The organism is Sulfuricurvum sp. (assembly GCF_049305995.1).
Lineage (GTDB): Bacteria > Campylobacterota > Campylobacteria > Campylobacterales > Sulfurimonadaceae > Sulfuricurvum.
The window spans coordinates 1-14,924 of sequence record NZ_JBAQPS010000183.1; the positions used below are offsets into that span (position 1 = coordinate 1).

Consider the following 14,924-nt stretch of genomic DNA (forward strand, 5'->3'; position numbering starts at 1 on the left):
AGTTACATATCCCGCGCTAGTGTAAACATATTGGCATGTGTTTTCATAAAACCCACGCAACGATCACATACCGGATCGCCTCCTTTGTATGGATAAGGGCAGCGGCACTCATGACAGGTTACCATCTCATAGTACACTAGCTGTTCTGCACGTTCATACGCAACACTCACCAAATCAAATCCCTCTTTAGAAGTGATCGCGTTGGGCTTACAGATATCCTCACAAATACCGCATCCGATACATTTACCTTGTGAGAAAAAGATTCCCTGTTTATCGCTGGTCGGAAACAGTGCGTCGGTCGGGCAAAACTGAGTACAGTCCCCACAGTTAGTACATGCTTCAAAATTGATCTGTTTGTTGAAAAACAGCGGGGAGCTTTCAGAAAATAGTGTTGACTCTAACCCAGAAACGATCTCTTTGAGAGAGTTTTTGAGCAATATACGCTTCAGAGGCATCTTCTGATCCGGTAGTTTGTGATGTGCCGTTGTCATTGATACATGGGCGACGGACTCTTCGACTATCGTTTCTTTTACTTTTTCAAACCCTTTACGGAAAAGTGCACGTCGATCAGCTTGTTCCTCTTTTTCCTCTATACTCACAATCCGATACGGATTTTTGATCATCTCTAAAAATTGATTCGTACCTTCGATTTTCTGGCGAATCGACGTTTCTAATTTTCCATTTTCATTGAGAACACATCCGGCACAGTGACTCAAATCACATGTAACGTTCCGTTCACCTCTCAAAGCCATGACACTATAGTGCTCGACATCAAATACACCTAAACACGGAGTGTTCACCTTGCACGAAAGTGTCGGTGCTTCTTCGATATGCTGATACGATGCGGCGTAGCCGTTAGGATCGAAACTCTCTATCTCTAGGGCTTCGCTAGGACAGCTACCTATACATCCTGCACAGCCAATACACTCATTCTCAAACAACGTCAGCTTGTTACGAACTATCGCAAATGCCCCCTTGGGACACACATCGATACAGAGCGTACAATCGTTGTGATAATACTCATTACGTAGACAACGGGTTGCGGTGTAGCTAAAAAGATTGCTTTTTTGGACGAAATTGATATTATCCATTCTGCATCCCTTTGGATAAAAACTCATAATCGGCACTCAAAAACTCAACGATAAAATCACATATATCGCGATAAAACGGAGTGTCCGCCATACTCTTCATCCCCATCATGTACGGTACAACCCACGGGAATATATGCTGATCGAGAAATTCAAATTGCGACTTCTCTTCATTACGGTACACGAGTGTTTGCATAAAAGCAAACTCGATTCCCAAATGATCCGGTGCCATAATCTGCGTTTGATCCATATTGACTTCAAAACCATGATTGAAATAAAACCCCATCACTGGATTTTGCAATCCCACAAGCGTCTCATTTTTAGCATCAAGTACAAACGATTCAACCGGTTGAGTATTGAGGATATACATCGACGTATAATCGATATTGAGCATATCATACAGTTCTTCCGTATCACATGATTGTATCCATACCTTTGTCTCTTCACCGATAATCTCTAAAAGAGTTTCATTATTTTTGAGATCATGGATAAAACGACGATCCGGTATGTCACTCATAACGCGGGATAAAAATGCATAGATATAAAGTCGATATTCGTTATTCATTAAATTATTCCTAAAAAAGATAGCGGATTGTTACATACGATGGCTTGAAATCAGCCTATCAAGATAGATTAGATTCTTTCCCACGGGAAAGAAAAGGGGCTTAAAGACACCCTTTGAAGAACGATTTTTTTGGAGGTGGAGGAGATTTAAACTCAGTCGCTTTAATAGTACTGGTCGCTTCATCAAGCACACCAATAACAACTACGCCATTTTTATTGATCCCTTCACGCATTTCAGAGAGTTTTAATTTTGTCGTGTCGATCGTATACACTTTACCGGTATTATGTTGGAAGAGTGCATACTTAGCATCTTTTGTTACGACACCTGCATCGTTCTTTCGGAAACACCCGTCAGAACCACATACATAGTTCTCCAAATAACAATCAGCGTATGCACCCTGAGCGGCACATCCCGGTGTTGTCAACAAACCTTCAAACTCTTCAGGCTCATTTGCGAATACACTAAAAACCAGTGCAGCACATAGTATTGCAATTTTTTTCATTATTCTACCTCCGCTTTTAAGGTTTTGAGGTACGCCACGATATCATCAATCGTTGCTTTGTCCAAGAAACTGTAATCAGTCATCGTAGAAACACGTTTCCCTTTTTCTAAATTGTACCATGGCGTGTTGGAATGTGCATTACGATTATAACCCGGCACAACAACCGCTGAGGGTTTTAAGATTGACTCACGTAAATACGCCGCAGTCGAATATCCTCCAACATTGATGAGAGATGGAGCCATGTATCCCGCCGGAGCCGATTTATCCATTTGGTGACATCCCGCACATCCATTTGCGTCTGCTGCCGCTTTACCTTTTGCCGCATCCCCTTTAGAGACTTCCGTCGCTTCCGCTACGACTGCAGCATTAATTTTTTCACCTTCGAGATTGATAGCAACCCACGAAGAGAGAAGTTTTAAACCATTACGTCCGTGTTTTGTACCATCCCAAACCGCGATAGCAACCGGCACGGTTCCTGAAGCATTCATATAATCATCTTTAAGTGAACGTGATAATGTTCCGCTCCACGCTTTGTTATCGTATTTCATTGATGCATTCGATTTAACCGATTTGTCTTTGATTTCTGTCAAAGAACGGAACCCCTCTCCCACAAATACACGCTCGAAATCGGTATTTGCCAAAGAAGCTACTTTTGCATCATAGTCTGCCAACTCTTTTCCAAATACGCCCGTTTGTTGACGGTTGATTTGAGTAGAAACATCTTTGTTCCCGTTTGGCTCATATACTTTTTCGGTCGCTTTTTGGAGGTGTACTACGACCGGACGTCCATCAGAACCCATTCCAATATAAGGCAGTGGGCTAGCTTTTTTAGTTGTTCCGGCAAATTGAAGTGCAAATCCATCACTGTAGGTATCGGTACATTTGATCCCTTGAACGTTTTTTGTTCCATCCGCCCATTTCACTAAAATAGCAATCTCTCGTCCATTATGGATCGCTGCAATTTGAGCTTTTTTGCCCTTATTAGCTTTGTTGGCTTCAATAGCTTCTTTATCATTGAACTCAATCGCTGTTTGAGGATAAAGCTCTACTGTTGCAAACTTAGCTTTGCTCCAAAGCACTGAATCGGTATTAACTGCATCAAGTTTGTCGCTTACTTTAATTGCGGTAAGACTCAAATCACCGGCAAGTGCCGCAGACGCGGCAACACCCAATGAAAGAATCGTGGTTAAAAGCTTTTTCATTAGTGGTGTCCTCCTGCATTATGTCCGCCAAACAAAGTTTGAGTATGTCCTTTGGTGGTAAATTTACCCGCGATATAGCGTGTATCAACCGGAGCCAATGGATTGCGTTTGTTATCACGAGCCACTTGTTGATAATAATTATTGTCCAACCGGAACATATCAGAATGTTGGTATGCGATCAACAAGTCCATCAATTCGCTCACGCCCGTCTCTTTACGTTTTTTCATCTCTGCTTTAAGTGTTTTAATCGCATCATGAACCGCTGGACCGAACAATTTTTCCAACTCTTCTACAGGAAGACGAGTTGATCCCTCGATGATTTTTCCCTCAGCGTCAAATTTCGCCGGAGATTCGGTCGGTGGAATATAGTAAACGTTCGGTTGTGTTCCGTAATCAGAACGTAGACCCAATGCTACTTTGTATTTGTGTACCAATTTGTGTACTTGTGACTCTTCATCATCCAAGAACCCAACGAAACGGATACGTCCGACACATTGTTGCGCACATGCCGGCGGAAGACCTTGCTCGATACGTGGGAAACAAAGGATACATTTCTCTGATTTAGAGATTTTCGGATTGAAATAGATTTTTTTGTAAGGACATCCCGCGATACAATAGCGGTACCCTTGACAACGATCCAAGTCAACCAAAACAACCCCGTCTTCTTCACGTTTGAAGATTGCGTCACGCGGACATGCACTCAAACATCCCGGATTGGTACAGTGGTTACAAATACGCGGCAAGTAGAAGAAATAGTTGTCTTGTGGGAATGCACCCGCACCCTCATCCTCATCCCAGTTTGGTCCCCATGTCGGAGAGACGTGAGGTTGAAAATGGTTGCTATCACTTTGTCCACCCATCAATGATTCATAGTTGTAATCCCAAGGTACCCCATAATCAGCTTCGAGGTTAGGGATTACACCCGGCTGGAGGTCACCCGCAGCGTCAAATCCACCGCCAAGCTCCATCCAGTTTTTTGGATAACCGGTACCCGGATAGGTCTCAACGTTATTCCAATACATATATTCACGACCGTTACGGTTCGTCCATTGCGTTTTACATGCTACGGTACATGTTTGACACCCGATACATTTGTTCAGGTCCATTACCATTGCTAATTGTCGTTTAGACATTTATACCCCTTAATACTGTACGTCAGTTGCTTTTTCGTAGTTAACGGCACCATCATATGCGTATTGGTTACCGTCCCAGAGTCCACCAAATTTGAGGTGCCCCCATCCATCTGCCATTTCAAGAAGATTCAATGCTGTTGGAACAACTTCATTGTGCCCTTTGTTTTTCAAATACATGTACGGTTCCCATCCATGCTCCAATACCAATCCATCAGCCGGAGCGGAAGAGGAGAGTTTTGCCATCGCATAGAACTCACCAAGCGCATTGTAAATACGGATGGTGTCACCGTCTTTAATCCCTTTAGCTTCCGCAACCACACGGTTGATTTGCGCTGCAGGAACCCCACGTTGAAGACGCAACAACGTACGAGATGTTTTGTAGTTTGAGTGAATAGACCAACGAGCATGTGGAGTCATGAACACATACGGATAGTCTTTAGACTGAGGACGAATCCCTTCCATACCAGTATTAGTTGCCGCACCCATTTTGATAAACGTTTCATGGTCAACATAGAATGTTTGACGACCGGATACCGTCTCCAAACGCTCCATTTTGTAGAGGTGATCTTCATTTGAGTTAAACGGACGATCAGAGTACAACGGTGAGCTTTTAGCCGCTTTTTCATTGATCAGCAAGAATCCGCCTACTTTGTACATCTTTTCCATGGTCCATGGCTCATATTGCTCACATTTTTCCAATGCCGCTTGTACCGCCATTTTGTCGGTTCCTAGATACACTTCACCCGCACCTTCTGATTCAGGGTCAGTATTCGTGAACTCTTTATGGAAAATAGTCAAATCGTGGAAGCCCGGTTTCGCATATTTTTTATGATCCGGTACTTTTGCTTTCGATACGTTTTCCGAACGATTTGCCAACTCTTCCATTTTTTTAGCCAAAAACGTAAACATTGACCACTCATCCATCGCTTCACCGATGTTTTTAATGTTCGCAACCGGCTGAGCCAAGTTGGTAAAACGGTGGTATCCCGGCGAAGTACGAATATCATAGACTTCGTAGTGCGATTTCGCCGGAAGTAAGATATCCGCGTATTGCGCCGCTTCTGACATACGATAGTCTACGTATGCGTAGAATTTCGTTTTGTTCAAGAATGCTTTACGGTACTCATTCCCTTTATTACGACGGAATTTAGAGTCCGCTACGATGAGAGCACAATCGGGCTGCCACCACGGTTTGTTTTTATTGCCGTGTTTTGAATCAAGATTTTTCTTGTTGTTTTCACCCTCTTTGAGCAATTCTGACAATACTGCCATATACTCTTTTTTGGACATGCCGTTTTGTGCACGTTTAACGTCTTCGTCACCAAAGTATTGATCGAATGTTTTAAGACCGTCACCGAATACGAATTCACCGACGAAACCTGATCCGAAACGGGCGTTGTATTTTCCGCTAAACCCTGAGAGCTCACCGAGTCCGGACAAAGTAAATTCATTCTCCGTATTGATACCACCGTATGGTCCCATACGTCCGGTCAATCCACAAATTGATGAAATATTCCAAATGGTCATAACTCCATTAAAATATTTATTGAGAGAGAACCCAGTAGTGATTTCAACCACTTTAGGGATTGCAATATCACGAGCCAATTGACGTGTTGTCTCCGGATGAACACCGGTTATCTCTTGGATCGATTCAGGGCTAAATTTCGCCGCTGATTTTTTAAGCATTTCAAATGCTGTAGTCACTTCACGTTTGTGACCGTGCATATCGGTAATTGTCCATGATCCTTCGAGTTCTGGGACAATTCCGTGATCATCAAGTCTGAGTGATTTTTCACTGCTTCCCTCAGTACCAGGCATCAAAGCAATCTTACCTGTCGCTTTATTCATACAATAAAACTCTTCGGTAAACTTGTGATGATCTTCATCATTCGAGGCATGTTCCATGTCTGAGCGGCGGATGAACTTCTGCGTTTTCACGTCGACCAAAAATGGAAGATCGGTCAACGTTTTCATAAACTCAGGTTTATAGAGTTTTTCATTCAAAATAACGTTGATAACACCCATTGCGAGGATATTATCCGAACCTGCTTTGATTGGAATCCAAAGATCGGATGATTTAGCCGTCGCATTAAACTCAGGGGTAATCGTGATGATTTTTGCCCCGTTGTATTTCCCTTCCCAAACAAAGTGAGCGTCTGGAATACGAGAGACTGACGGATTACCACCCCACATAACCGCAGTATCGACGGTATACATGAAATCCCAGGTACAACCGAGGTTACCTTCACCGTACGCGATTGCCGCACCTGAGAACATATCTCCAAGGTATGATGATGGGTAAATACGGATTGCACCGAGCTGAGTCGAGAAACGCAATGGTGCACCACGGCGACCTTCGGTCAAAAGACCGGTTCCCGCATGAACCATAAGCTTATCCGGACCGCGTTGTGGGTCTGTCATACAGTTAAAAATCTCTTGGCAGATACTTTCTGCTGCTTCATCCCAGCTGATACGCTTCCATTTACCCTCACCACGCTCGCCGACACGTTTCATCGGATAGAGGATACGGTCTTTTTGGTACATTACTTGAGAGTGCTGAACCCCTTTATTACATCCACGTGGGTTAAAGTCAGGGATTTTAGCGTTAATCACCGGATAACGAGCCGATTGATTTTCACGGGTTACAACACCGTTATTTGACCAAACTTCCCACGCACAGTTACCTTGACAGTTTACACAGTGATACGCAAAACCGTGTTCCTCTTTTTTACCGTATACGAACGAAAATTCGTTACGATACATCTCTTCAGTATAGTTAGTATTTGGGTAATTACTTTTACCGTTTTCAACCGACATTACATTCGTTTTTGCGAAAAGTGAGCCTTGTGATGCCACTAACGCAGCCGTCATCCCCGATACTTTAAGGAAATCACGGCGTTGATTATTCATTACTTTTGTCATAGTTTATAGCCTTATCGTTTAATCGGAAGGTTCATATCGTTACCCCAAACATCCCAGCTTCCAGTGAAAACTTTAACGTTTTTGTAACCCAATAGTTGAAGCGCCGTAATATGCTCCGAACTACGGCCAGCACCTACATGACAGTATGCATAGACCGTTTTGTCCGGTGTAATACCATATTGGTCATACACTTTTTGGAGCTCTGCCGCTGAGCGGAAAGAGAGTTTTTTATCGGCATCGGAGATTTGTGACCATTCGATCAATGTTGCACCCGGAATATGCCCCCCACGTGCAACATTATCCATCTTACGTTCACCGACAATCTCAGCGATACCACGAGAATCGATAATCACGTATTTGGATTTTTTACCGTTTTTAAGAATATCTTCCATCGCATGTTTTACTTCTTCTTTACCCGCAATGACATTCCATTTGATTTTTTTAGAATCAATTTTATATTTTTTAGGTGTTACAACTTCATCCCCTTTGACGACAAGGAGACGTTTTTCAACTTCAGCCATTTTATCTTTCAAGGTTTTGCTATCTGCTTGTGCTTTAGCAATGGCTGCATCCAGCACCGCTTTATCCGCACCCTCTTTTTTCAATGCTTCTTTAGCCTCTTTTGCAGCTTTTGTCGCTGCTTTTAGCTCTTTATTGAGCACATCGTACTCTTTTTGAGCCGGATCGGCTGCCATCATTGCCGCACGTCCGCCATTAAGTACTTTTACATTTTTATGACCATAACTGTCAAAAAACGAATACACACCGGTCGCATTCGGTCCTTTAAAATCATCATACGCGATGACCATCATATCGTTACTAATCCCTTTTTTACCGATGGTTTGTTCGGCATCATCGATACAGCGATACAACGGTGCACAATGCATCTCACCATCAAGCTCTGAGTGGTGAAGGTGGTGAGCGTACATCTCAACCGAACCTTTAATGTGACCAAGTTTATAAATATCTTCGTTATCACCCGATACGAACATCACTTTTGGATTACCAATCAGCTTGACCGCTTCTTCGGCAGATATAAGGATACCATTATCCTTATATCCATCAGCAGCCATCAATACAGTGGAAGCTGACAGTGATGCCGCAACACATAGTGTTTTTAGCAATCTGTTCATCCGTGCTCCTTCTTCATTTGAATATACACACCATACTGGTGTATTAATTTACGGAATTACCGTTCTCATTATAGGGTTGAGACTCTTAATAAACGGTAAATTACTTTTTTTAATACAGCCAAAGATTACAATTTGTTACATTGTTATCACAATTCCATAGCAAAATACAATTCATAGGCGGTTAAAATCGAACCTTATCTATATCCCTTTTTTTACCCTTATATACTATAATTAATACTTTCATTTTAATCACTTTTTGATAGTATGGCACTAATTTTTATCACAAAACTATATAAGGATACAAGAATGACTTCGAATACTCTTGAAAATGCTATTAGCGCATTAGACATAACTACTCTTCTCGAACTTCTCGAAGATAAAACTCTTTCGATTGATAATGTAAAACTCATCTACGATACCTTTAAAACCGATAAATTGATTGTAGGACAGGTAGCCATGAATCTATCCCTACGTACGTCAGTATATGAACGTGAACGTGAATATAGCCCTATTATGGTAGAGCTTCTTATCGATATTGCTAACAATCCAATCGATATGGGAGCACGTTGGGCAGTAGCTAAAAATCCTCATACTCCGATAGAAGTACTTCGACATCTCTCAAACGATTCAATCAATTTGGTACGCGCGCTCGTTGCCGCCAACCCTACAACCCCACCAGATGTACTAGAAAAATTCTTTAACGATGAAAAAATTGTTCGTGACGGACTATCCGGCAATCCCAATACTCCTACTAAACTTCTCAAAGTATTAGTCGATGATAATGATAAAATGGTTCGTATGCGCCTTGCTGAAAATCGTGCCGCTCCAAAAGAAATCGTATCTATATTATTAAACGATACAGATCCTGATGTTATGAAAGCAGCACGTGCTAATCTAGGAGAGAGAAAATGAAAAAACGTCGTTTTGAAGAGCGTAGCCAGTTTATAACTCTCGAAAATCATTTCTTAAACACTTTTTTTTCAGGGCTTTATCTCAGCGCAAGTGATTTAATTACCATAGCGCATACGAATGGGCTAGAACTTCAAATGCATTCACGTGAAATGCTGATCAAAGATTTACTCAATAAATCTAACGAAAGTGGAACCCTTCAAAAGGTTATCATATCACTTAATGCTTTGATCGATGAACGTATTAATACCTGCCATCGTCTAAGCCTTGAATACCCTTCATCACGTGCTCCCTTGTCAAAGCTTGCTCAAAAAGCTAGCGGGACAAAAGCTCTATTGGCACGTGAAGCGAGAGGAAATCCGTATGAACACTAAAGAATTATCCGATGCCCTCAACGCCCTCCCGTATCCGGGACTTAGCCGAACACTCGGTGAACTGAAACTAATATCTGAAGTAAAAGTTTTCGATGGTAGTGCCAAAATCGAACTCCTCACTGTCAGTGATGATTCTTACCTTACTGTTAAATCTGCTATTGAATCCTCATTTGCTGGAGAGTTTACTACTCTTAATATCACTAAAAAAGCCCAAGTGCAAAAAGATACCAATTACGGCAATAGCACCAATCCAAACAACCGAGCACCCTATGCTGCGAATGTTATTGCCGTTACCAGCGGAAAAGGGGGAGTGGGCAAAAGTACCGTGAGCGTAAACCTCGCTATCGCATTAGCTCAAAAAGGGTACAAAGTCGGGATTTTGGATGCCGATGTTTACGGACCTAACGTTCCCCGTCTCACCAACACCGATTTGGAAAAAATCCGATGGAGTGATGATAATAAAATAATCCCAAGTGAAAACTACGGACTTAAAATTATGAGCGTTGCCCTCACCACTCCAACCTCCGATACGCCGCTAGTCTGGCGCTCATCCGTTGCTGTCTCCGCACTCATCCAATTTCTCGAAGACGTAGAGTGGGGAGAGCTTGATTTCCTCGTTATCGATATGCCTCCCGGAACCGGTGATATCCAGCTCACTATGGCTCAAGAGCTCCCTATCACCGCAGGGGTAATCGTTACAACACCGCAACTAATAGCAAGTGATGACGTCAGTCGTGCTATCCGAATGTTCCAAGACATCCATGTACCGATGGCAGGGTTAGTAGAAAATATGAGTTACTTTATCGCCCCCGATACCGGAACGCGTTACGATATTTTCGGTAGCGGCGGCGGAGAGCGGTTAGCGAGCCGTTATAACATCCCGTTATTGGGGCAAATTCCTCTCAATATGGATATTCGTGAAGGTTCTGATAATGGTGAACCGCCCGTTGTTTTAGGAAGCGATGAATTGAAAAGTTATTATCGTGAAATCGTGGAGAATATGCTAAAAGCGGTGAAGTTTAGGGTGTGATGTCATTCCCGCGAAGGCGGGAATCTAGCTGGATCCCCGGATCAAGTCCGAGGATGACGAAGTATTTATTTAAAGATTTTCTTCAAATCAGCTTCAACTGCACCCGGTACGGTTGCAATCGTCATAAATTCACTCATCGTAAGCAACGGATAGCTAATAGCGATAAAATATTTCGCGCTAAGAGCTTTTGCTTGTCCACCTTCGATCAATACTGCCCATGGAAGCAACTGTCCATTTTGGGTTCCGATCTTTTTCACAAATCCGTTTGTACGGCGATCCAAACTCACAAAAGCGACATAGCGATCGTCACCCAATTTTACAACAGCAGTTGTCCCTTTTGCTGCTTGAGCTTTTGCAACCAAATCAGCCGTTGAGCCTTCACCAACAACGCTCATATCTTCATAATACGGCATTCCCACCATGAAGTGATAACTCGCCAAACCATCAAATTCCCATTTATCCGCAGAATCTTTCAAAGGACCGAATCCTTTTTCAAGAGATGCAAGAGATGCCGATGCTGTTGCATGAGAATACTCACGCTGCATAAACGCTTTTCCGAAATAAACCGGATTAGCAATACTGATTTGTTTGCGTTCATCATCCACCAAAATACGTCCTACTGCCGCAAGTCCACGAGATGGCTTATTGGCCATCGCTTTCATCGCTGCATTGGTATAAAGCACCGATGTTCCCGCATCACTTTTATAGGTTCCAACTACATCAAAACCACTAGCAGAGAGTTTTGCTTTTGCCTCATCTACGGTTGCGTACGATGCGATTTTATACGTTGCAACAACTTTTTCAACTTTTACACCCGCTTCGGCTTCTGGAGAAGTTCCGGCACACCCGCAAAACCCGATAACAAGTGCACTCATGATTAGTGTATAGAATTTTTTCATAGCTCTTTAGCTCCAAGTTCTGTCATGATACCAACGATCTCTTTATCAAGTACGTGAATCGAATCAACCATTTTCGGATCATTGATTCCCATAACGGCAATCCAGTTTTCCAAACGTGGCATACCTACGATCAGCTTGTTAGATCCTTTTTCAACATACATGTACATTGAACACGGTGCAAACGCTCCTGCATCCGGACGACCTTGATTAAAAATCCCTTCTGAGAATTTAAAGTGACACAATGAATAAACCCAATACGCATCGTAACGGCCAAATTCGATATTGTTGTCGGTCATAGAACCTTTAATATCTTTGTACCCTGCAATGATGTATTTGTTTGCTTCAAATTTTTCTTCGAATTTCCCTTGGAAATCACTGATGAACGCATCCAAACTCGCGCCGCGCTCAAACGAAACTTCAAACGTCATCATCGGCTTAGCCGGCAATGCTTTGTATTCAACCGTTTGCGTTTTGCTTCCGATCTCTTTTTCTACCATTTTATCAAGCTCAGGGAACGATGCAATAAATTGTTTGCGGACTTCGGCATCTTTAACACCGACGATATCCAACATCGTTTCAGGGCTAACATGCCCCACATAGGTTTTATCTTCACCCTGTTTTTTAAAAATGTGCAAGTTAAACGGCGAAAAACCACCCAATGCCGGCTCTTTCAAAAGCAACGGTCCAACTGCTTTATCGTTCGTAATTGAGAAAAATCCGAGATTATCGAGATTTGTCCCGCCGTATTTCGTTTTATACGCATCATTGATACGCTCATGCGGATCAGAGAGAACAAAACCAATAGTAGTGATCTTATTGTTGACCATATCCATATAGACTTTCTCTTTATCGCCATCGCCGATATAAAATTTTGCCCCTTGGGCACCAAACGCCATTGAAGCAGCCAGTGATAGTGCTGCTGCACCTAGTAATAGTCTGTTAAGCATAAGATTCTCCTCCGTATAATCGCTTTTGAGTTTTATGTACCCTTACGAATGTTAAGGGCTATTTTATCACAAAAACATCAAAAAAACGATAATGACAATTCATACCTCTTGAACTCTAATTATCGTTGGTAAAAGTAAAGGGATTGTGAATCTCTCCCGAGGGGAGAGAAAAAGTGGACTTCTTAGAAGTTGAAGTTAAGTTGCATACTTACAGCATCTTGACTATGTTTAGTTGATACTTTATTATCACCTGTCATGCCAGTAGCTGTAAAAGTTTCAGTAGTCTCATCAGCATACACATATGCCAAATCCAATGAAGTCATTTTACTAAATGCGTAACTTCCACCCACCGTATAATGATCCTCAACAATACCAGGGAAGCCTAGTAAGTTAAATAGATTTTTTTGAGCTGCATCAGTCCCTGTTTGCTCTTTAATTGGACTTTTCGCATGATTATAACCAGCACGCAATGCCCAGTTATCTTGCGCATATTGGTAACCAACTATAATTACATCTTGATCATCCCAACCAAATTCCTTATATCCTTTTGCATCTGCCCATTTAATACGTTTGTAATCAACTGCGAATGTATGTCCTTGTTCTGTAAAAGAAGCCCCAATACCCATTTCAGCCGGCTGTTCAAGATTATCAGCTAAACCTAAACCATTATTCATACCAAATTGAACAGTAGCTTTTGATAATTGTCCTTTATACATCATATCAATTGCAGATTTATACGATAAACCAAGTGTCAAACTACCCATTTCATAAGCAGTACCAATGTTATACCCAAATCCAAAATCTTGTGCTACACCTTGAGTTGTACTATCGACACCAGCAGGTGTACGATAATTAATATCTAATGAGCCATATTGAAGAACGGGTGCAATACCAACACTCACTCCATTTGATTTGTATGCCAAGGGAACAGCAAATTGCATCAACTGTAAATTTGTTACCATTCTATAGTTGTTAAATGTACCACTGGTTTCTGATCTATAGTCAACCCCCATCCCTGCTGTACCATACATACCAACACCCCAAGAAAACCCATTTCCTGAATTTTGAGCAATAGCTACTTCAGGAATAACAGACAAATCGGCATCGCTTGCTTTATAACCTTCTGAAGTAGTTGTCTGTACGTCTGGCATAAAAATAGTACCACCAAATGAAACTTCTGTCCCTTTAACACTTGTGATTAACGCAGGATTTGATAATGCTGATTCTGCCCCATGGCTCATACCGATACCAACACCACCCATACCGCGTGCTTTGGCACCCATACCGATCAAATGATCTCCATTAGTTGCGAATGCAGATGTAGCACTAAGAGCGACAGCAGCAGCTACCGCGATTTTGATTGAACGTTTCATTAACTCTCCTCGATAAGTTTATATTTTGAACCGATAAACGATTCCCTTACCCCACCATTATAGGAGCGTTAAAATTAATCGTAACTTAACACGAAAATATCACACTATATGTTTTTCTTATAATTGAAATCATAATTATAATATGACGTCTTATTTCATTTAGTTATGCTTAATAAAACGTCAAAATAGCGATTAAGTATCAATAAATATCATATTAATCGAAATATATGGTATTTAATTAAGGATCTAAAGATATTACTTTATTGTCACAATGTGTAAATATGTAACACATAAAGTGACATTTTTGTGATATAAAAAAATAATTGCGCCATAAAAATAACGTTGTTGCACTTGAGGGTTGAATGGGCGTAGCTTAACTGTGTGTTGCACTTACTACTTGAATTGGCGAGTTTATTAAAAGAAGGGGATTATGTAATTAAAAAGAAGAAGAATCTGAGGCCAGGCGGCGACCTACGTTTCCACACCTGAAAGATGCAGTATTATGAGCGAAGAGGGTCTTAGCTTCCGGGTTCGGAATGGGACCGGGCGTTTCCCCCTCTCTATAGCCACCTGAACACTCAGAATCAATAACACCTGCGGTGTGATTGATTCTAAGTGTTTTTGTCACTTAATTTTCATTGTTAAGTCGTCAGACACGTAACTACATTCGCATTTCACCCTTATGCTTAATAAGGCGGTGTATCGCAAATCATATATAAAAAAGACGAACGTTCTATTAGTACTAGTCAGCTGAAAGAATTACTTCTCTTACACACCTAGCCTATTAACCTTGTAGTCTTCAAGGGAACTTCAGGGAGAGTTCATCTTGGAGTTGGCTTCCCGCTTA

General features: G+C 41.8%; 13 protein-coding genes and 2 rRNA genes. 3 read left to right on the forward strand and 12 right to left on the reverse strand.

The window, feature by feature from the left end; translation table 11 throughout:
- Window positions 1–2: 2 nt before the first annotated feature.
- The 7 genes from WA010_RS06285 to WA010_RS06315 form a co-directional block, all read right to left on the reverse strand.
- A complete protein-coding gene (locus tag WA010_RS06285; protein WP_422556291.1) occupies window positions 3–1,091 on the reverse strand; it encodes a 4Fe-4S binding protein in 1,089 nt (362 codons plus the stop codon).
- Window positions 1,084–1,653 carry a TorD/DmsD family molecular chaperone gene (locus WA010_RS06290; RefSeq protein WP_422556292.1) on the reverse strand — a complete coding sequence of 190 codons (570 nt, stop codon included), beginning with the start codon at window positions 1,651–1,653 and terminating at the stop codon, window positions 1,084–1,086. Before WA010_RS06290 ends, WA010_RS06285 begins: the two co-directional genes overlap by 8 nt.
- A gap of 100 nt (window positions 1,654–1,753) precedes the next feature.
- Window positions 1,754–2,155 (reverse strand): hypothetical protein, encoded by a 402-nt coding sequence (locus WA010_RS06295; RefSeq protein WP_422556293.1) that lies wholly within the window; start codon window positions 2,153–2,155, stop codon window positions 1,754–1,756.
- Window positions 2,155–3,357: an ethylbenzene dehydrogenase-related protein gene (locus tag WA010_RS06300; protein ID WP_422556294.1), complete on the reverse strand. Its 1,203-nt coding sequence runs from the start codon at window positions 3,355–3,357 to the stop codon at window positions 2,155–2,157. Before WA010_RS06300 ends, WA010_RS06295 begins: the two co-directional genes overlap by 1 nt.
- Window positions 3,357–4,490, reverse strand: coding sequence for a 4Fe-4S dicluster domain-containing protein (locus WA010_RS06305; RefSeq protein WP_422556295.1), 1,134 nt, complete (start codon window positions 4,488–4,490; stop codon window positions 3,357–3,359). The genes WA010_RS06300 and WA010_RS06305 overlap by 1 nt, the downstream gene beginning before the upstream one ends.
- 9 nt (window positions 4,491–4,499) lie before the next feature.
- On the reverse strand, window positions 4,500–7,412 hold the full coding sequence (locus WA010_RS06310; RefSeq protein ID WP_422556296.1) for a molybdopterin-dependent oxidoreductase: 2,913 nt from the start codon (window positions 7,410–7,412) through the stop codon (window positions 4,500–4,502).
- Between the two features lie 11 nt (window positions 7,413–7,423).
- Complete coding sequence (locus tag WA010_RS06315) at window positions 7,424–8,545, reverse strand: sulfurtransferase (protein WP_422556297.1); 1,122 nt, start codon at window positions 8,543–8,545, stop codon at window positions 7,424–7,426.
- Between the two features lie 306 nt (window positions 8,546–8,851).
- On the opposite strand from WA010_RS06315, the gene WA010_RS06320 reads away from it, so the two are divergent.
- Genes WA010_RS06320 through WA010_RS06330 form a run of 3 tightly spaced genes read left to right on the forward strand, consistent with a single transcriptional unit; the run spans window position 8,852 to window position 10,858 of the window.
- Window positions 8,852–9,457: a hypothetical protein gene (locus WA010_RS06320; RefSeq protein ID WP_422556298.1), complete on the forward strand. Its 606-nt coding sequence runs from the start codon at window positions 8,852–8,854 to the stop codon at window positions 9,455–9,457.
- Window positions 9,454–9,828 carry a hypothetical protein gene (locus WA010_RS06325; protein ID WP_422556299.1) on the forward strand — a complete coding sequence of 125 codons (375 nt, stop codon included), beginning with the start codon at window positions 9,454–9,456 and terminating at the stop codon, window positions 9,826–9,828. The genes WA010_RS06320 and WA010_RS06325 overlap by 4 nt, the downstream gene beginning before the upstream one ends.
- On the forward strand, window positions 9,818–10,858 hold the full coding sequence (locus WA010_RS06330) for a P-loop NTPase (RefSeq protein WP_422556300.1): 1,041 nt from the start codon (window positions 9,818–9,820) through the stop codon (window positions 10,856–10,858). Before WA010_RS06325 ends, WA010_RS06330 begins: the two co-directional genes overlap by 11 nt.
- A gap of 65 nt (window positions 10,859–10,923) precedes the next feature.
- Here WA010_RS06330 and WA010_RS06335 read toward each other — a convergent pair whose 3' ends face one another.
- The 5 genes from WA010_RS06335 to WA010_RS06355 all read right to left on the reverse strand — a co-directional run.
- Window positions 10,924–11,757, reverse strand: a complete 834-nt coding sequence (locus WA010_RS06335) for a hypothetical protein (RefSeq protein WP_422556301.1) — start codon at window positions 11,755–11,757, stop codon at window positions 10,924–10,926.
- A complete protein-coding gene (locus WA010_RS06340; protein WP_422556302.1) occupies window positions 11,754–12,704 on the reverse strand; it encodes a hypothetical protein in 951 nt (316 codons plus the stop codon). Before WA010_RS06340 ends, WA010_RS06335 begins: the two co-directional genes overlap by 4 nt.
- 182 nt (window positions 12,705–12,886) lie before the next feature.
- Entirely contained in the window at window positions 12,887–14,077 is a 1,191-nt protein-coding gene (locus WA010_RS06345; RefSeq protein WP_422556303.1) for an OmpP1/FadL family transporter, read from the reverse strand.
- A 458-nt stretch (window positions 14,078–14,535) separates the two neighbouring features.
- Window positions 14,536–14,651 (reverse strand): 5S ribosomal RNA (gene rrf / locus WA010_RS06350).
- Window positions 14,652–14,792: 141 nt separating this feature from the next.
- A 23S ribosomal RNA gene (locus WA010_RS06355) occupies window positions 14,793–14,924 on the reverse strand; the annotation flags it as partial.